This is a genomic window from Pseudoalteromonas fuliginea (genome assembly GCF_000690055.1).
Lineage (GTDB): Bacteria > Pseudomonadota > Gammaproteobacteria > Enterobacterales > Alteromonadaceae > Pseudoalteromonas > Pseudoalteromonas fuliginea.
The window spans coordinates 20,982-40,605 of record NZ_JJNZ01000044.1 but is presented as its reverse complement, the minus strand read 5'-3'; the positions used below and the strand labels follow the sequence as shown (position 1 = coordinate 40,605).

Sequence of the window (19,624 nt, the reverse complement as noted above, 5' to 3'; positions counted from 1 at the left end):
TGGAACGATCTTTGTATAGTATTTTGTAGATATCATTTTTATATGTGGCGAATATGCGTTTATTATTTTGTAATTCAATGTTGGCAATATCGCTAACATCACTCTCTTTACTCATAAGTGGCAATAGCTTAGCTGAGGAAACATCTGCTGCTGTGCCGTTGTACACTGAGCCTGAGTTGATTGCATTGATAAATAAAAATGTCCATTTACAGCGCGTAAAGGCTGATGATTGCCAGTTAGTGCAAGATATAGAAGCACGAGCCAATAAAATGGCGTTACCGTCTTATCAGTTTTTATATGGCGATATGCTGGCTTATAACGTATGCGTTGATCGAAATGTAGAGTTAGGTGTGTATTATATGCGTAAAGCTGCTCAGCAGGGCTTAGCGGCAGCATTAGAGCAACTAGGACGTTACTACGACACTGGCCGATTAGTGCAACAAGATAAAGCGATGGCAATTACGTATTTACGTGAAGCTTCATCGCAAGGCAATTTAAAAGCTCAGTTGCGCTTGGTTAAATTATTTAATGATGGCTTTGGTAGTCCACGAGACTTTGAAGATGCGTATCGATGGTTGTTTAACTCTATGGTAGCAGATAAAGCAACCCATCAAAAAATTGAACAATCACTTACTCAATTAGCTGAAAAAATGCCAGCAAGTGTGGTTGCTCGAGCTCGTCTTCCTATTTAATGGCTTTAAAAAACAAAACCCTAACTTTTTAAGTTAGGGTTTTTTAGTTTTTACAGACTGTAAAAGTATTTAACTGTCTTCTTTAGCCTTTGTTTGCGGGTCTTTTAAAACTGACATTTTAGGCGGCTGTAATGCAACAACGCGTTCGCCTTCTTGCGGCGGTTTTTCCATGTTGATTGTAAACGGTCTGAGCTTAATTGGTGTATCCTCATCACTGTCTTTATCACCAATGAGAATAAACAGTGGTATAGCCTCAGGGTTCATTTCTAGATATTGCTCCCAGCTAAATTCATCAGAAATACGTGTTGAACTAACTTTACCACCTTTAGCTATAATGCTGCTTAAGCGTGCATATGACCCTTCGTCACCAAAAAGTATTTGTCGTGATAAAAACGTTGCGCTGTCTTTATTTGCTTTTGCGTGCGACGTTGAAGAGCGCAATGAGAATACATTTTTCTCATTAAGTAAGTGAGAAAAATATTGGACGCCCAACGCGTTGTGATGACGATTAGGTGAGAGTGCTAGTACACTGCGAATAGTAGTTAGTGGTAAATAGCGTTCGGCGTGCTCCGATTGCGGGTTACCGTAATAACACGCTAAGCCATCCATACGTGCCATTCTACAGTTTTCCCATGCTGGGTCTGATAAATGAACAGGAATATTTTGATCTTTTAAGCCTCGGCCAATGGCACGTGCAACATGGTTTGCACCAATAATCAAAATCGTATTAGGCGACGGTTGGCGTACACCTAAAAGTTTAGCAACAGGAATCGCAGTTAAGCTCTGTAGTACAACGGTAATTATAATTACTGTAAATATAAGAGGTACCATTTTTTCAGCATCAGCAACACCAGACTCCATCATACTAAGCGCAAATACCGATCCAACGGCAGCGGCGACTATACCGCGTGGAGCTATCCAAGCAAGTACCAAGCGAGACTTCATTGGTAGGTCAGTACCAAAGGTCGAAATAGCAATACATAATGGGCGTGCAACAAAAAGTACGATGGCTAAAAATATAAATACATCGCTGTCGAGCATCATTAAATCAGAGAGCTGTAAGCGTGCTGCAAGTAAAATAAACAGCGTTGATATTAATATCATCGACAAGTCTTCTTTGAACTCCAGTACAGAATCTATTTCTAAATCGTCTTGGTTAGCAAGCCAAATACCAAATACTGTCACAGCTAAAAGACCCGATTCATGGCTTAAATAGTTTGATACAGAAAAACTAATGAGTACTAACGCTAAAATTCCAAACTTATGTAATTCAAATGGTAGCCATTCGCGGCGCATTAATAGTGTTGTTAGCCAGCCTGCAGCAACACCAATACTTAAACCAACGCCGAGGGTTTTAACTAAAGCAATAATAGTGTGGCTAAATACTTCGCCTTGGCCTACAAGCATTACGGCTTCAAATACTAATACAGCAAACAATGCGCCGATTGGGTCTATTACAATACCTTCCCAGCGTAGTATGCGGTCAATGTCTTGTGTTGGGCGCATTGAGTTTAATAGCGGTGCTATCACAGTAGGGCCTGTTACAACTAACACTGCACCTAAGACTGCAGCTACACGCCAATTAAGCTCAAGTAACCAATAGGCGCTTAGGCTAATAATAATACAGGTAGTAAGCATGCCGATTGAGCAAAGGTTTCTTACAACTTTTCCAATCCCTTTTAATTCTCTGAAATGCAGAGTAAGAGAACCTTCAAATAAAATGATTGCAACGCTTAGTGATACAACTGGAAACAGTAAATCACCTAACAATGCATCAGGGTCTAAAACACCACTAAATGGCCCAAGTAAAAGACCAGTAAGCAATAAAAAAAGAATAGCGGGTACTCTAAATGCCCACGCGACCCACTGGGCAAGTACAGAGCAAAGTGCGATACCGGCTATATAAATTGCTGACATAGATTAAGAATTCCTTATTTATGACGATATATTTTAAAAGTATAACTTTTGTTAATTATTAATACAGGGGTATACACGGGAAATTCAAATATTACTAATCAATTTTAGCTGCTAATAAAAGATTAGTGATCTTTAATTTTGGTTCTTGGATGCAAAGACTTTATAAAAGCACATTAACTACTATTATCTTGTTGATTTATAATGAAAATATATATTTTATTATTAATGTGTAATAGCTCTGTTTGAATTTTAGCCTTGATCTTACTGTGTAATTTAGCGTATTATACTTCGAGTTCGAATTATTAGTTATCTAATTAAGATTGTTGGTTGAAATAGTTGAGCGTTAATACTACGGTCATTTTTACTGCTTATAATCATGTTTTGGATACTAAATTAGTATCTGAACGTTAAAATTTTATTTTCCGAATTCTTAAGTATGGTTTTACTGGACAAGTTTGTTTATTTTATTTAACAAATAAAGGTTTGAGTTGAACTATTACTTTTCAATATTTAATCCCCATCGTGGCGATTAAATCTCGGTCCTTGAGTCTTCACCCTATCTGTTGGTGTATCAGACTCTAGAGGCTCTATGTATGTTGTTAATAGAAAAGCCACACACAGCTTTTTACAGCGATGCATAAACAATACTTTTAAACTTTCTTATTGGTACTGCTCATAACACTGGGTGGGTGCTACTTTATATCTGAGCTTAAATTTAAAACAACGTTTTAGATTTGGCCTTTTTGTGTGCGTTTAAAAGTGCTGTCAAACGATAAATAAATTCGAAGCAAGGTTTTATACCTAGCTACTTAGTTTTAGCTCACGAGTAGTGAGCGCAAATAAAATGAAAAGTTGAGCATTTATGCAAAAGTTAAATTGGCGACGCATTGTACTTAAAGTAGGCAGCGCTTTAATTGCACCGGATCACGATGGCTGCCGTTCACGTTATATATTAACCATCGCACAGTTTATTGTTCGTTGCCGTGCGCGTGGTATTGAGGTGATCCTGGTTTCGTCTGGTTCGGTAGCGGCTGGCGCGCACTTGTTTCCATCAGATAAACCACGTTCAGTTGTAATGAAAAAGGCAATGGCGGCAGCAGGCCAAACAGAAATGATTGCCATGTGGGACCGTTTTTTCGACTTTCCATCTGCGCAATTACTACTAACTCATGGTGACTTACGTGATCATGAGCGTTATCAAAGTATTCGGGAAACCGTATTTACGTTACTTGAGCACGGTGTGCTACCAATCATCAATGAAAATGATGCTGTGACAACAGACGATTTACGAGTAGGTGATAACGATAATTTATCCGCTATGGTTGCCGCTGCAGCAGATGCAGATGCTTTACTGATTTTTTCGGATGTTGATGGGTTATATGATAAAAATCCTAATTTGCACGACGATGCTGTTTTATTACCTGAAATAAAATCAATTGATGAATCTATTTATGCTATGGCAGGATGTGCTACGAGTGCTGTAGGCACCGGTGGTATGAAAACCAAAATAGAGGCTGCGGAAAAGGCAACATCACACGGTATAGCCACTTATATTATTAATGGCTTTAAAGAAGAAACATTTACTCGATTATTAGCTGGAGAAAATCCAGGTACTATTTTTTCGCCATACGAAAAGCCAATGCAAGATTCTGTACATTGGATGACACATACAGCAAACGAGCAAGGTGAAGTTGTTGTTGATGGGTCGTTTGATGAGTCATTAGAAGGTGAAACTGGGTGTATTCGCGGCGATGAGATCGTTGAAGTACACGGTGAATTTGCTATCGGTGATACCATTTTAGTACGAAGTGAAGACGGTACGCGTCTAGCTAAAGCGACCGCAAATTACAGTAGCTGTTTGTTAAACTTTATTGCAGACAACGAACAGAGTGAATTCAGCGAAAAAATGCAGGATTCAATTGGACCAGTTATATCTGAAAAACATATCGCATTATTGGAGAAGTCATGAGTTTAATTACGGACATTTCACGTCAGGCAGCTAAAGCTGCACATACACTTGCTTTACTCGATACCGAGACTAAAAACCAAGTATTAGTTGAAATGGCAGCGGCATTAAGAGAGCAAAAAGCATTTATAATAAAAGAAAATGAAAGTGATTTAAGCGCAGCACGCGACAATAACTTAGCTGCCTCAATGATCGACCGCTTAACGTTAAACGATGAGCGTATTGAATCAATGGCACAAGGCATTGAAGTTATAGTAAGCCTTGATGATCCTGTTGGTCAGCTACGAGATATTACCGAGCGTCCAAACGGTATCAAAATTCGTAAAATGCGCGTACCTCTTGGCGTTGTATGTATGATTTACGAAGCACGCCCGAATGTGACAGCAGACGCTGGTGCATTATGTTTTAAATCAGGTAATGGCGTAATTTTACGTGGCGGTAAAGAAGCACTTAGAAGTTCACAAGCTATCGCAAGTGTGATGCATAGCGTACTTGAAAAGCATAACTTACCAGTATCACTTATTTCAGTGATTCCAGATCCAGATCGTGCGCTATTAATGGAGTTAATGCAGCAACGCGAAAGTATTGATTTAATTATTCCACGTGGCGGCGAAGGCTTAATCAACTTTGTTACTGAAAACAGTACGATTCCTGTAATTCAGCATTACAAAGGTGTTTGTCATCTATATGTGGATAAAGATGCAGATCTAGAAGTAGCCCTTAACTTACTACTTAATGGTAAAACGCAGCGTACCGGTGTTTGTAATGCACTAGAGGGCTTAGTTGTTCATCAAGATGTGGCAGATGAGTTTTTAAATCTGTGTGCAGTCGTATTACGCCAAGAAGGTGTGAAAATAAATGCAGACAGTTTTGCAGCTAAATATTTTGATAACGCAACCGTTTTAGCTGATGATGAATTTGGTGAAGAGTATCTAGATTTAGAAATTGCTATTCGCGTTGTTCCAAGCTTTACGGCAGCAGTTGAGCATATTGCACAGTTCGGTTCAAACCACACCGAAGTGATTTGTACTAAAAATCAAACTGCCGCAGAGTTATTTCAACGCAGTGTTGATGCTTCTGTAGTAATGGTTAACGCGTCATCTCGCTTTTCTGATGGCTCACAATTGGGTCTAGGTGCGGAGATTGGTATAGCGACCTCCAAGCTTCATGCATACGGTCCAATGGGGCTTGAATCACTCACTACTGAGAAGTACTTAGTAAATGGCGAAGGCCAAGTTCGTGAATAAATTAACGATGTAAGTAATAAAGCCGAGCATTGCTCGGCTTTGCTGTATTTGTGGTTTATTTTAATTTTTTTATCCAATCACTTGCTGGTTCTGGCTTATGCAAATGATAGCCTTGCATAATTACTTCAGGGTACTCTTGGAATAAATCAAAGTGGGACTGATTCTCTACTCCTTCGGCAACAACTTTCAACTGAAATAGCTTTCCTAAGCTAACAATCATATCAATAATTAATTTATCGTTGTTATCAGTCGGCGCATCAAACACAAATGAGCGGTCTATCTTCAATTCTTGAATAGGCAATTGTTTGAGGTAGGTAAGGCTTGAATAACCCGTACCAAAGTCATCAATGGATACACGAACACCTAAGTTTTTTAGGTATTGTACCGCCTCAATGGCGGACTCTATGTGATTGAGTAAGGTGCCTTCAATAATTTCGATAGTTAACTGGTTTGGTTTTATTTCGTAAAACTCTATTTTAGTTTTTAATAATGATAGGAAACGTGCTTCATGAAAGTGTCTACCACTAATATTTACCGATAAGCTCAGTGTTGAATGACGATCATCTAACTGTTGAATAAGCGACAAAGAATTTGTAAGTACCCATGAGTCTAGTTCATAAATAATGTCTGACTCTTCAGCAATAGGAATAAACTCAGCGGGGCTAATAAAGCCTTTCTCAGGATGCATCCACCGTAAGAGCACTTCGCCACCTTTTAACTTTTGCTGACTATCAAATTGAGACTGAACATAAAGTGTTAATTCATTTTGCGATATTGCTTTTCGTAAGTCTTGTTCAATTTCAAAGCGGCGCTTTGCCTGTTCACCAAAAGAGTTATCAAAGAAAGTGACTCTATTACCGCCTTTTTCTTTTGCTTTATAACAAGCAGCTTCGCAGTTTCTGATCGTTTCAATCGCATTTTCCCACTGATCTTCTCTAGGGAAAATATAGGTGCCGATGCTAATTGTAATACTTATTTGTTGATCATCAATTATGAAAGGCTCGTTAATAACTCTTAATAGCTCTTGTGCCTTATGTTCTGCAATTTCTTGTGATCTTAGTCGACCAACGCCTTTGTCAACACTACTCAAAGCGGCAAATTCATCGCTGCCTAAGCGTGCAATAACATCTTTTTTATCAAGTTTATTATGGATACGATTGGCAAGTTCTTTAAGAACTTTGTCGCCTGCTAACAAACCAAGGCCATCATTAATTGAGTGAAAGCTGTCTATGTCTATTATATAAATATAAGCATAGTTATTGTCTAAAGAACATCGCTGTAATTGTTGTTCTAGCTGCTTTAGAAAACCGTTTCGGTTAGGTAAAGCGGTTAGTTCGTCATGCCAAGTAAGGTAGTCAATGCGTTCTTGAGTTACTTTCAAACTCGAAATATCACTAAATACACCAATGAAATGAACATTTGAGTCTTGTTCACCTTTTACCATACTTAGTGTCAGTAATTCAGGATATAGCTCACCATTTTTACGACGCGTAACGAGCTCTCCGCTCCAATAGCCGGCTTTGTTTGCGTGGAGCCAAACATTATTAAAACTAATGCCAGGTTGATTATTTTGTTTTAGCTTATGTAACTTAATATCTAGCGCTTCGGCTTCAGTAAAGCCTGTGATACGGCAAAATGAAGGGTTAACGGCAATTATTTTTCCATCGGAATCAGTAATAACAACACCATCGGCAGTACTCACCAACGCCTGATAGAAAAGTTTTTGTTTAGATGATAATTGCTTAAGCTCCTCTTCTCTTTCACTTAATTCTTGTGCTAGAGATTCTATTTCAAGGAGCTTATCGTGCAGGTCAAAGTTCTTCTCTATAAGTCGGTCTAACATACCTTGCGATGTTATGTGAGTACGAATTCTGGCTCTTACTAAAGCAAGTTTATAAGGCTTGTGGATATAATCAATAGCACCTAATTCAAACCCATGTTCTTCTGAGTCTTCAGTGGTCAGTGCTGTCACAAAAATAATGGGGATTCCTTTGGTATTTTGGCGTGATTTTAATATTTCACATACTTCATAGCCATCCATACCCGGCATCATTATATCAAGCAGAATTAAATCAGGGCGTGTTGATTCTATAAAAGTTAGGGCTTGTTCGCCGCTAATAGATACTCTTACGTCATAGTCAGCAAGTAACCCTTCAACTAATACATGAAGATTATTTGGCTCATCATCAACAATTAACACTAAGGGTTTGTGTTTTTTATCTTGAGCTTCACTAATATTTTTAGCCGGATACATCGAATGCACATTCAATCCTTTTGAGTCTTTAATATCTAATCTAGCTTAGTTTTTTACGCTTGGCTAATTTAAATTGTCATCACGAAATTGGCTTATCAACTCTAATACTAATTGATAGTCAAATTGATTTATTGCCGACTTAAGTCCGAGTAAAGGATGGGGAGATTTCAAAGTGAAGCCATTTAAGCTTCTTACTAAGCTGCTAGGAATTGGCTTTGAGTTAATTGTTAATTCATAAATTTTATCAATAAGGGTTGTAAGTTCGCTTGCATTTTCATTGCCCTCTAAATTGACATCTTCGCTAAGGCGTTGAGTTGTTAGATACTGTTTAATTGCATGCAAAGTAATTACAAATTGCTCACTAAACAGTGAAAATGAAACAACTTCTTTATTGCGTATTTGAGATTCAATTTTTTTAGCTAGCTGCTCTAAAACTTCTAATCCTAAAGTGCCCGCTAAACCCTTTATTGCATGAACATGGCGAGCAAGTTCAATATTATTATTAGTTTCTTGTAGCTTTTGAAACTTTACAATAAAGTTTTCATAGTCTATCGCGAACTGTGTAATCAATTTATTTAGCAAACGTTCATTATTATCTAAGTTATCAAGTGCTAGAGGGATATTAATGAGTAAACCACTTTGGGGCGTTGATAAATTCTTTTCAAGGCTTTGAAATAGCATATCAAAAATGAGGGGCTTGGTTAAAAAGTCATTCATACCTGCATCAATAGCTGCCTTTTTATCCTCAGGAAGTACTGCCGCGGTTAATGCAACTATTGGTAGCGTTTCACCATTTTCTCTAATTTTACTGGTGGCTAAAATACCATCCATTACTGGCATTTGAATATCCATAAAAATAATGTCGAATATATTGTTTTTAACACACTCAACGGCTTCCAGCCCGTTCATTGCCGTTACAATGTCTAGATCTAATTTTTTTAACATTGCAGAGGTGATTTCTATATTCAGAGGGTTATCGTCAACAATGAGTGCTTTTATACCAGTAAATTTAATCAAGTTATCAGGCTTTGGGGTGATGCTTGCTTTGCTTTCAGATGCAAGTAATTTTAAGATATCCGACTGTTTGTAACTGTTATTTATAATATGTACATTTTTTTGTGTTGGCTGGGGGTGAGGCTGATCGGTATCCGTAATTATTATGATGATTTTTAAATTGTTTTTAGATAGCTGACTGCTTTCAGTGAGTTTTTGAAGAATAATACTGTTTTGGGCTTCTTCTTGTGTCAATGACAAAATGACAATATCAAAAGGAGAGCTTGGTTGAGATATTTTAGCGAGAGCGCGTAGCGGCTCTTCTGTTGTTTCGGGTGTTATTCCAACACTGCTGAGTAAAGACACAAGTTGGGCAGCTTGTTCTTTTTGTGGCGTAATGAGTAAGGCTCGTTTTTTTTGTCTGTGTTGTGGTGAAAGTTTAAATGGTAAGGTGAAATAAAACTCACTGCCTTTATCTTTTTCGCTTCGAATTTGAATTTTTCCACCGAGTACTTTTGTAAATTGTTGGCTAATAGTTAACCCAAGCCCCGTGCCACCGTATTTGCGAGTAATAGAAGCATCACCTTGATAAAAAGAGTTAAATACTTTCTCGACCTGTTCAGGTTCAATTCCTACGCCTGTATCTTTAATACAAAACCTTAAATCAATTATGTTTTTTTGTTGGGATATTGTTTCTACAATTAACTGAATTTTCCCATGTTCAGTGAATTTTATTGCGTTTCCGACGCAATTATTGATGATTTGGTTCAGATGAAATGGATCCCCTATCAGCTCTAAATGTGGGTCAGCATGTAGATTAAATTCAAGTGCTAAGCCTTTTTGATTCGCGGTATCTTTAAATAAATTGCCCGTGTTTTTTACAATAGAGTCGAGAGTAAATGGTATTTCTTCTATTTTTATTTTTTTTGATTCAAGTTTAGAAAAATCTAAAATATTATTCAGGATATGCAGTAAATTATGTGCACTTGAATATGCTTTGTCTGCGTAATGTTGCTGTTTAGTAGGTAAAGTACTGTCTCTTAAAAGCTGTAGCATACCTAATACGCCATTCATTGGTGTTCGCAGCTCGTGACTCATATTTGCCACAAAGTCACTTTTTGTTTTGTTAGCACTTTTGGCTTGTGCTATCGCAACTGTAAGCTCTTTGTTCATAGTCTCCATTTGGATATTTAACGCCTGCGTTTCAATCAGTAACTCTTTGGTTTGCTGATTTTTTTGATACAACATATTTGCTGCTTTTATTACTGCGGATATCTCGCTTTGATTATGATGGTTTTTATTGAGCGTAACTTGTTTTTCATTACTCATATCGTTTAGTAAAGTGGTTAACTGAGTAATTGGTTTAATGACCGATCTAAAAATAAAGTAGCCGACTGATATAACAATAATCGTAATTAATAAAGCGAATAAATTCGCTTGTTCTGTGTAGCTTATTAGGTGGGAGCTGAGCTGTTTTTCAGTTTCATTAAATTTCAGTTTTTCAGTTTTTTTGACTTGATTAGCTAAATAGAGTAATTCGTTTTCAATACCAGTAAGCACAACATTAATCGAAAAAGTGTAGCTACGTGTCAGCAGCATTAATTGGCTGTAAGCTTTCTTTAAGTTTGTAATCGTGTTCATGGAGACACTGCTTATGCTAGGTGCTTTCGCTAATTTTGAGTGTAAATGCTCAAGGTTTTTATTAACATTTTGTGCTTCGTCAAAATTAGGTTTATACAGGTAACTTACTACCGCGTGCTCTAGGTTGCTTATAGTAAGCAATATATCGCTAAAAATAGCTTTGCTTTTAGGGGAAGCTTGCGTTTCTAATTTCGTTATCTGTATTTTTAGATCTGTAATAGGTTGTTTAAATTGCGTTATGTAAAGTTGCTCTCGTTTAGTTCGATTCATCACAATTTGATTGAACGTGTCTTGATAGTTACTTAGGTAGTCACCAAGTCTGTTTAGTGCACTTTGATACTCTAAAGAATGCTCTACAGAATTGCTTTTTAAGAGATTGAGGTTTTTATTTGCTTCATTTAAATAAAGGTCGAATTTTTCGATTGTATTTTGATTTGCTTTATCAACATAAGCAATCGCCTGACTTTGCAGTGAAATAACATCGTTTTCTAAACGCGTTACACTTTCATTTTGCATCAGTGCATTGTGTTGTGCTTTTTGTAAGTTTAATAATGATTTTTGTGAATAATTAAATAAATAGCTTTGCAGTACTAATAAGCTCATAAGTAAGCACAAAGCTAAAATTATTTTTGATTTTATCGAACGAATTTTCATTAGCGACTAATTAACTCATGCCATTTTTGCAAACTGTAATCGTAGGTTGGCATAACACTGTTCCATACTGCAACATTACTGAAACGTTTGAGATAACTACCTCCATTTCGTTCCTCTCCTGCTTTTATCGTTATATCACCGTTGGTATTTCGTAAGTCTATTTCAGTTGCTTTACCATCGTACCAGTAGTCCCATTCAGAAGAACTCAGTAGTGGCTTTGAGCGTTCAGGGTTGCTAATGTAATAACCTTGACGAGCTATAAAAGCCCCCGGCCAACCTGATAACCACCAATTCATATAATCGTAAGCAGCATCTTTAACGCTATTTTGTGTTTGTGACGATAAGCACATCACACCGTGCCAGCCTCTGTAACCCTCTTTTGGAGCGGCAAAGCGCACATTAACACCTTGGCTATTAAGCGCGGCTACTGCTGGTGAGAACATGCTCTCTATATGCGCACGTTTGCTCTTCATAAACTCGATTGATTCTGGCACAGAGTTCCAGTACCCACTAAAGTGACCTTGGCGTTTAAAATCAAGTAATATACTAAAGAGTCGATCCATTTCTGAACGCGTTATTGAACCGATCTTATTAAATTTTATGAGGCCTTTGCTTTGTGCAGCTAAGGCCAAATCGAATAATCCGATAGTAGGGGCATTTACAATGGCTACTTTTCCTCGGTTCGTATCATCTAATAGCCAACTCCAGCTTTCTGTTTCGTAAGCTATACCTGGTTTGATGAAATCAGTGTTGTAACCAAAAGAGTCAACATTGTGCACATAAGGCAAAAAGCTTATGTGATCGCTTTCGTGCTCGCTTAATGTACCATCGGGTTGGACATTTAATAATTTATACGGAGCATCGCCTGCACCAATATTTGCATTTTCGGTGAGCTTTCCTGTTTTAGTAAGGTTGTTAATTTCATTAAAGTAAGTGAGTCGTTTTTTTTCTATTGGCTGTATAGAGCCTGCATTCCACAGCACATTTATGCTATTTGACCATTGTTCGTATAGATCAAAGGAGCTTGGGGCCATTGACGCTCTTTGTAAAACGGCTGCACTGCCTGCGGGTGTAAATTCGATATTAATACCCAAGTCGCTCATCGCTTGTTTTCGAATAGCATCTTGTAATGTGACATGTGTACCAAGGACTCTTAAAGTGACTTTTTTTCGGGCAAAAACATAAGGAGCTTGCGTAATCGCGCCAGCAGTCAAACCAATAACAGCAAGTTTTTTTAACGTTGAGCGCTTAGGGGTGTCCATGATAAGCCTAAAGCATTAATACATATGACATTATATATAGCTAATAAGTTGTAAAGACTCAAGTTGAAAGTTATAAAAATTAGTTAGAAAAGAAAGTAATTAACACTACGAAAAAATAGTTTTTGTTTTTTGATGAGGAGTTAGGAAAGTGGTGGAGCTAAGCAGGATCGAACTGCTGACCTCCTGCGTGCAAGGCAGGCGCTCTCCCAGCTGAGCTATAGCCCCACATTCCTAAATTACGATTTACGTAATTACTTGGCTGCTGAGTTCCAAGCGGGACGAACTTTAAATTTTTTTATAAATTTGGTCAAGTATTTTTTCGCTAATTTTTACTGTTTATGACAAATTTTGATAGACTCGGCTTAATTACAAACTAAAACGACAAAAAACATGAAAAAAAGTGTTCTAGTGATGATGGTTTTACTCGCAGGTTGTGCGTCAAGTGACGGGCCTCCTTTTGAAATAAACAACAAACAGTTTCATGAAAAAAAAGATGCGCAAGGTAATAAAATTTTTGCTTATGTTGTTTCAGTAAAAGCTAAGCATCGTGAAAACTTTAATCTTGACCGTGGTCCTAATAACAGACCAAGTCGTGGTGAGGTTAAGCAATATATTGAGCAAGAGCATTTTGAAGAGTCGAGTGTTTTAAAGTTGCAGCTAGAAGACCAAGCTGTTGAGTTATTAAATCAAGAGCTAAAAGAGCGTCAGTATTGCGATAACGAACACGAAGTCAATGACGTTATATGGCGAGATTTGAGTGTGCAATTAAGAGGACGTTGTTTGTAATATGTTGGCTGATAAAACTAAGTTAGCAGAGCTTTTAGCGCACCTAGATATTAATTACGATGTAATAGAGCATCCGCCGCTGCATACTAGCTTAGCGGCTGATGAGTTTATGATTGAGCGCCCAGGTACACGTCTTAAAAATTTATTTTTACGTGACAATGAGGGTAAGCGACATTTTTTAGTTATTACAGCGCACGATAAACAACTCGACTTAAAGGTATTGTCAAAGCAGCAAGGTCTTTCACGCTTAGGGTTTGCATCAAGTGAGCGGCTAGCTAAATATTTAAAAGTGGCTCCTGGGTGTGTATCTATGTTGGCTCTTTTAAATGATAAGCAAAACGAAGTGAGCTTATGGGTTGACCAAGATATTTGGGGTGGCGATTTGTTCCATTGTCATCCATTTGAAAATACCCAAACATGGTTGCTTAGCAAGGCTGACTTAGAAACTTTTTTTAATTACACAAAGCATCAACCGCGAGTTGTATTTTTACCCTCAAAATAAGCCCACACAATTAACGATAAACCGCATAAGCAAACCGCAAGCAGCGTAAACATAAACGCTGTTTGCCCATAATGTTGGTATACCACACCGGGTAATAACGACCCTAATGCACCACCACTGTAATAAAATGATACATACCCGCCATTGGTTACGCTTGGTGGGGCTTTACTTATTTTGTTAACGAGCGGCGCTGCAGTTGAATGGATTACAAACATTGCCCCACAAAACAAAGTAAATGCGATTAAAAATAAGCTAAGTTGGTGGCTCATTAATAAAATGATACTCACACTATAAAAACTAAATACAGCGACTAAAAGATGCCAAGCTGAAGGTGTTTTTTTAAGCAACCAAGGTGCAGTAATAGAGGCGAGTGCACCAATTAAATAACCACTGTAAACTAAACCTATGTCACGAGTATTGGTAATTAAAAACGTGTTTTGTAATATAAACGGTAAGTAATTAAGTAGTGCAGCGAAACAAAAAAACATACAAAAAACGGCGCCATACACTTTAAGTACAGCACCTTCTTTAAGTTGTTTAAGGTAATCTAGAGGGGAGAGCTGCGACGGTGTAGCTGGGTTTGAAAAGCGAGAATGCTTAATTGTTAAAGCAAAAAAAATAAGCATAAAAGCAATAACATAATAAAAACTTTGCCAATGCCACAAATCGCTAAACAAAGCGGCGAGTACGCGGCCAAAGTAACCTCCAACTATACTGCTACCAATATACAGAGTCATATTTTTTTGAAGGGCATCTGCGCTGTAGCTCATGCCTATATAGCTGGTCATTGCTGTTAAAGCTGCTGGAAGCGTTAAACCTTGTAGAAATCTAACCAAGAGCAAAAGTTCAAAGCTCGGTACATAAATGAAAAGCAGGCTACTAAGTCCTAAAAATACCATTGCAATACGCAATACGAGTAATGGGTTGCGTTTTGCTAAAAGTACACCATAAACAAGTGGTGCAATGGCCAAGGGCAGCATAGTTGCGGTCATTAAGCTGCCAGCTACCGCAGGGGCTACATTAAACTCATTCGCAAAAAGACTGAGTAAGGGCTGTGGCGCATAAAGTACAAAAAATATAAATACCGAGCAAACGAGTAGGTGAGGTAAACGCATTTATGCCTTGTACATTTGCTGATTGGTTAGGCGGCATTGTATTAAAAATTGCTTTTAATTCATAATTAAAAGCACGCTCTTTGCGCTATATCATGGTTTGTTTTAACTAGTTTGTTAGATTAATGTCGATAGCGCTGTTATTTAGACTCGTTGGTGATTAAAATAACCTTAATATTAGTTTTTAGTGGAACAAAGCCATGGGTTCATTACAAGACCAATTGCTTCAAGCAGGATTAACAACATCGCATAATGCTAAAGTTGCTAAATCAGAAAAACGTAAGCAACAAAAAAAGCAAAAGAAAGGGGCTACTAGTAACCCAAGTGATCTGCAAAAGCACATCCAACAAACCAAGCTAGAGCAGCAAAAAAAGGCTGAAGAGCTTAACCAAACACGCCAAGTTAGCTTAAAGCAGCGCGAACAAGAAGCGCGTGTTAAACAAATTTTAGAGCATCACAACCAAGACGCTATTCGTGGTGAGCGCACGTTTAATTTTACTTATCAAAACAAAGTAAAAAATATCGATGTGAACGAGAAAACGCAAAAAGCGTTATCGGGTGGTCGTTTAGCTATCTGTGTACTAGAAGGGCAATTTTACGTTTTAGACGATGAACCTGCGCGTAAAGTGGCTGAAGTTGACGAAAAGTATATTGTTTTTCATGTAGAGCCTGAAAACAAGCCAAAAGATGAAGACGACCCATATGCAGACTTTGAAGTACCAGATGATATAGTTTGGTAATAAGTTATTAAGGGGAAGCTCATTTTTGTTTGTTAAGATAGATAACGAGTAGAAACGGGTTAGCAGTTTTTGGTTAAGTTGATCGTCTAGCGTCGTTTCGTACGTATGCTTTTTATTTGATTGTTTACTACAATCAATAGAACAGTTTTTTCTAACCGTCAAAAAAGAAGAGTAAATACAATGAGCAAGATGAAAACACTACTATTAGGTGCAGGTATTACTTTAGCTGCAAGCTTTTCGTTTAATGCAGCTGCTGCTGATGGCGCTGCACTTTATACCGCTAAAAATTGTCAAACCTGTCATGGCGCTGAAGGTAAAGCACCAATTATGGGTATGTACCCTAAGCTAAATGGTCAAAATAAAGACTACTTAGTAGCGCAAATGAAAGACATTAAATCAGGTGCACGTAACAACGGTATGACCATGGCCATGAAAGCCATGGTTGCAACAGTAACAGATGAAGAGTTTGACGCAATTGCAGATTACCTCGCTAACGTAAAATAATTTACGCAGTTATACCATTTGAATGCAATTGGTATTTTAGCTTTATAAACAGCCACACAATAGTGTGGCTGTTTTGTTTGGTGTTTGCTATAAAATAGAGACTGCTTTAGACTTCTAAACATCTGTTCGTACAGATTGATAATGTACGTTTTAAAAGGCTTATTATGTTTGATTTACCCCAACTCGATTTAAAAAATAAAGTATCAGCACAAGAGTGGCAACTTCGTGTTGATTTAGCCGCATGTTATAGACTGGTAGAGCACTTTCGTTGGGGGGATTTAATCTATACGCATTTATCAGCACGTTTGCCTGGCACCGACCACTACTTAGTGAATGCCTTTGGTTTAACCTTTGATGAAGTAACTGCCTCTAATTTAGTGAAGGTCGACTTAGACGGCAACATTATTGACGATACGCCATTTAGTATTAATCCAGCTGGTTTTACTATTCACAGTGCGATTCACGAGGTACGCGAAGACGCTCATTGTGTTATTCACCTTCATACTAAAGAAACAATCGCAGTCGCTACACAAAAAAATGGTTTATTACCGCTTAGCCAATATTCAATGTTTTCACTGCCATCGCTTTCTTATCATGGCTACGAAGGGCTTGCAGTAAACGACGACGAGCGAAAAGTGCTGCAAGATGATTTGGGCAGCACTAACCATATGTTATTGGTAAATCACGGTGGCTTAACAGTAGGCCCAACGGTAGGCGATGCGTTTATGCGCTTTTATGATTTACAGCGAGCGTGTGAAATTCAACTAGCGCTACAATCAAGCTCGCAAGAGGTGATTGAAGTACCGCAACCTATAATCGACAATATTTATAATCAAGCAAACGTAGTACACAGTGGCAGCACCGGCGGGCAACTTGCGTGGCCTGCAATGTTACGAAAAGCGTATCGACTTGACCCTAGTTTTGCAAAATAACCCATAGCGGTTAATAAGGAATTTTAATGAAAGTAAATCGCGTTGAAGTATTTGATATTCACTGTCCTGATAGGCCTTCTTGGACACCTGTGTTTGTACGAATTCATACTGACGAAGGTATTAGTGGTGTTGGCGAAGCCGGCCTTGCTTACGATTTAGGCCACAGTGCTGCAGCGGCTATGATTAAAGAAATGGCCGACGCCTTTTTAATCGGCCACGACCCATTTCAAACAGAAAAACTATGGTCACGTATGTTACGTGAAAGCTTTTGGGGTTTAGGCGGCGGACCTGTTGTATATGCTGCAATGAGCGCAATTGATACCGCACTTTGGGATATAAAAGGTAAAGCGCTTGGTTTACCTGTATACCAGTTATTAGGCGGTAAAGTTAACGACAAACTACGCACTTACGCATCGCAATTACAGTTTGACTGGGATAGCGAATTTAAAGCGCTAGTACAACCGCAAGAATATGCAGAAGCGGCTTTAAAGGCGATGGCCGAAGGTTACGATGCAGTAAAAGTAGATCCAATTCAGTACGATAAAGACGGTAATACTTATTATGACCGTACAAAAATAATTTCACGTACTGAAATGAAGCTATACCGTGCGCGCATGCAAGCTATTCGCGAAGCAGTAGGCGACGAAGTAGACATTATTTTTGAATGCCACAGTTTACCAGGCGTGACAACAGCCATTCAGTTGGGTGAAATTGCAGAAGAATTTGACTGTATGTACTTTGAAGAGCCAGTTAACTACCTAAACCATTCATTGCATGCAAAAGTAGCAGATAAAGTTAATGTGCCAATTGCTGGTGGTGAACGTTTGTATAATCGCTGGGGTGTGCGCCCGTATTTAGAAGATCAAAGTATTGATGTTCTGCAACCTGATATTGGTTTATGTGGTGGCTTTACCGAAACTAAAAAAGTATGTGATTACGCAGATATCTTTGATGTGCGTATTCAGGCTCACGTATGTGGCGGGCCTGTTGCAACAGCAGCATCACTGCACTTAGAAACGGCTATCCCTAACTTTTTGATTCATGAGCACCACACTTATGCGATTAAAAAGTGGAACCGCGAGTTATGTTTACAAGACCCACAACCTAAAAATGGTTTCTTTGAAGTGTCAGAAGAGCCAGGGTTGGGTATTGAGCTAAATGACGAGATTGTTATGCGCTCTCAGCGAGTTGAAATTAAGTAGCCAATGCGTTGAGATTGATAATATTACACTTTAAAAAATAAACTATTAAAAATAAGTTAGACCGACTATTTCAGCCGGTCTAATTTATTACTAAAAATGTCACTAGTGCTTTTTATTGTATGATCTGCTGCTCACTCTACATTGTCTTCTAAATTTGAAGACTCTATTTTTTTTCCTTTATAAATAGTAAACGTTTTTCCGCCAAAGCGGACTTTTCCGCGTTTACGTTCTATCAATGCACTGGGTATTATTTCATTATTAAGTATTTCAACAAATTGCTTTCGTGCGCGATGGATTTGAATATTAACGTGACTTTCACTAATACCTAAATCTTTTGCTAGTTTTTTTACTTGCACCCAACCCTGTACATCAGCCTCAAAATTATTTTGCATGTCATTTAATTTATATCGTGCTAATAGCAAGGTTAAATAATGATGAGAACGCACATCAAAGTCTAATGTAACTTTATTTTTTTTGATTTTTAGTTCGGCTAATTCTTCATCGAGGCTTAGGCTAAAAATGAACTCTAAATTATTATTAGGCTGTCTTTTGAGTTCAACTGTTTTTTCTTGCATGGTGGATTCAGCCTGAAATAAGTACCAACTTTGTCCGCCAATATATAAATTTTGACCATCACTCATTAGGGTCAGAAGGTGATCTTGCATAGTTTCATAATACCAACAGTGCTGCTGTGAGTCGAAAAAGACAATCACTTCAGGTTGCTTATTGTCAGGTAAAAAATGGTATTGCTCTAGAAAAATGACGTCTTCATGCGAGGCATTTTCTGGTAACAATAAGTCTCTTGGTGGGTCGACGCAAATAACTTGATACACCGCATTATTTACTTCAGAAAAACGGATATTATCGCCTTTTTTTAAAGGTATATTTTGATTTTTACTGATTTTTTTATCGTTTAACCAAACGCCATTTTTGCTTAAATCATTTATACACCATTGCTCATTTAGCCATTCAATTACGGCATGAATACGTGTAATTTCAGGAAAATCAAGCAAAGTATCTACAGAGTGTACTAATCTACCAAAGCGGTGGAAAGCACGTAAATAGAATTTACTCTGGGATTCTATATGTTTTAAAACAGCCATGGTTCATCCGTTTTTTCTTATTGATATAATTTATTATACTTAAATAATATCAATAGATTGTAATTATTTAATCTTTGAAGTTACACTAACCATTAAAATGTAAATATTATTGAGTTG

The 19,624-nt window shown here is 37.8% G+C and carries 15 protein-coding genes and 1 tRNA gene; 9 read left to right on the top strand and 7 right to left on the bottom strand.

Annotation, left to right across the window (positions count from 1 at the left end; all coding sequences use genetic code 11):
- The first annotated feature begins 53 nt into the window (after nucleotides 1-53).
- Complete coding sequence (locus tag DC53_RS07615; protein ID WP_007375944.1) at nucleotides 54-692, top strand: tetratricopeptide repeat protein; 639 nt, start codon at nucleotides 54-56, stop codon at nucleotides 690-692.
- A gap of 69 nt (nucleotides 693-761) precedes the next feature.
- Here DC53_RS07615 and DC53_RS07620 read toward each other — a convergent pair whose 3' ends face one another.
- Nucleotides 762-2,609, bottom strand: coding sequence for a cation:proton antiporter (locus DC53_RS07620; RefSeq protein WP_007375945.1), 1,848 nt, complete (start codon nucleotides 2,607-2,609; stop codon nucleotides 762-764).
- 862 nt (nucleotides 2,610-3,471) lie between these two features.
- On the opposite strand from DC53_RS07620, the gene proB reads away from it, so the two are divergent.
- Together proB and DC53_RS07630 are read left to right on the top strand one after the other, a co-directional pair.
- Nucleotides 3,472-4,578, top strand: a complete 1,107-nt coding sequence (gene proB / locus DC53_RS07625; RefSeq protein WP_007375946.1) for a glutamate 5-kinase — start codon at nucleotides 3,472-3,474, stop codon at nucleotides 4,576-4,578.
- A complete protein-coding gene (locus DC53_RS07630) occupies nucleotides 4,575-5,822 on the top strand; it encodes a glutamate-5-semialdehyde dehydrogenase (RefSeq protein WP_007375947.1) in 1,248 nt (415 codons plus the stop codon). Before proB ends, DC53_RS07630 begins: the two co-directional genes overlap by 4 nt.
- 55 nt (nucleotides 5,823-5,877) lie before the next feature.
- On the opposite strand, the gene DC53_RS07635 is transcribed toward DC53_RS07630, so the two are convergent.
- The 4 genes from DC53_RS07635 to DC53_RS07650 all read right to left on the bottom strand — a co-directional run bounded on the left by DC53_RS07635 (nucleotide 5,878) and on the right by DC53_RS07650 (nucleotide 12,851).
- Nucleotides 5,878-8,076: a two-component system response regulator gene (locus DC53_RS07635; RefSeq protein ID WP_033030464.1), complete on the bottom strand. Its 2,199-nt coding sequence runs from the start codon at nucleotides 8,074-8,076 to the stop codon at nucleotides 5,878-5,880.
- A 63-nt stretch (nucleotides 8,077-8,139) separates the two neighbouring features.
- A complete protein-coding gene (locus tag DC53_RS07640) occupies nucleotides 8,140-11,313 on the bottom strand; it encodes a response regulator (RefSeq protein WP_239462826.1) in 3,174 nt (1,057 codons plus the stop codon).
- Between the two features lie 50 nt (nucleotides 11,314-11,363).
- Nucleotides 11,364-12,626, bottom strand: a complete 1,263-nt coding sequence (locus tag DC53_RS07645) for an ABC transporter substrate-binding protein (protein WP_033030459.1) — start codon at nucleotides 12,624-12,626, stop codon at nucleotides 11,364-11,366.
- 149 nt (nucleotides 12,627-12,775) lie between these two features.
- Nucleotides 12,776-12,851 (bottom strand) — tRNA-Ala (locus tag DC53_RS07650).
- A 165-nt stretch (nucleotides 12,852-13,016) separates the two neighbouring features.
- Between DC53_RS07650 and DC53_RS07655 the strand changes: the two genes are divergently transcribed.
- Nucleotides 13,017-13,412, top strand: coding sequence for a putative periplasmic lipoprotein (locus DC53_RS07655; protein ID WP_033023229.1), 396 nt, complete (start codon nucleotides 13,017-13,019; stop codon nucleotides 13,410-13,412).
- A gap of 1 nt (nucleotide 13,413) precedes the next feature.
- Nucleotides 13,414-13,914, top strand: a complete 501-nt coding sequence (locus tag DC53_RS07660) for a prolyl-tRNA synthetase associated domain-containing protein (RefSeq protein WP_008138855.1) — start codon at nucleotides 13,414-13,416, stop codon at nucleotides 13,912-13,914.
- Here DC53_RS07660 and DC53_RS07665 read toward each other — a convergent pair.
- Nucleotides 13,881-15,029, bottom strand: a complete 1,149-nt coding sequence (locus DC53_RS07665; protein ID WP_033030457.1) for an MFS transporter — start codon at nucleotides 15,027-15,029, stop codon at nucleotides 13,881-13,883. The genes DC53_RS07660 and DC53_RS07665 overlap by 34 nt on opposite strands.
- A 197-nt stretch (nucleotides 15,030-15,226) precedes the next feature.
- On the opposite strand from DC53_RS07665, the gene DC53_RS07670 reads away from it, so the two are divergent.
- The 4 genes from DC53_RS07670 to DC53_RS07685 all read left to right on the top strand — a co-directional run bounded on the left by DC53_RS07670 (nucleotide 15,227) and on the right by DC53_RS07685 (nucleotide 18,404).
- A complete protein-coding gene (locus DC53_RS07670; protein ID WP_002957867.1) occupies nucleotides 15,227-15,766 on the top strand; it encodes a DUF2058 domain-containing protein in 540 nt (179 codons plus the stop codon).
- A 180-nt stretch (nucleotides 15,767-15,946) separates the two neighbouring features.
- Nucleotides 15,947-16,270, top strand: a complete 324-nt coding sequence (locus DC53_RS07675; RefSeq protein WP_033016362.1) for a c-type cytochrome — start codon at nucleotides 15,947-15,949, stop codon at nucleotides 16,268-16,270.
- Between the two features lie 164 nt (nucleotides 16,271-16,434).
- Nucleotides 16,435-17,202 carry a class II aldolase/adducin family protein gene (locus DC53_RS07680; RefSeq protein WP_010554363.1) on the top strand — a complete coding sequence of 256 codons (768 nt, stop codon included), beginning with the start codon at nucleotides 16,435-16,437 and terminating at the stop codon, nucleotides 17,200-17,202.
- Between the two features lie 26 nt (nucleotides 17,203-17,228).
- Nucleotides 17,229-18,404: a mandelate racemase/muconate lactonizing enzyme family protein gene (locus DC53_RS07685; RefSeq protein WP_007375956.1), complete on the top strand. Its 1,176-nt coding sequence runs from the start codon at nucleotides 17,229-17,231 to the stop codon at nucleotides 18,402-18,404.
- Nucleotides 18,405-18,535: 131 nt separating this feature from the next.
- Here DC53_RS07685 and DC53_RS07690 read toward each other — a convergent pair whose 3' ends face one another.
- On the bottom strand, nucleotides 18,536-19,507 hold the full coding sequence (locus DC53_RS07690) for an FHA domain-containing protein (RefSeq protein WP_033030455.1): 972 nt from the start codon (nucleotides 19,505-19,507) through the stop codon (nucleotides 18,536-18,538).
- Nucleotides 19,508-19,624 lie beyond the last annotated feature (117 nt).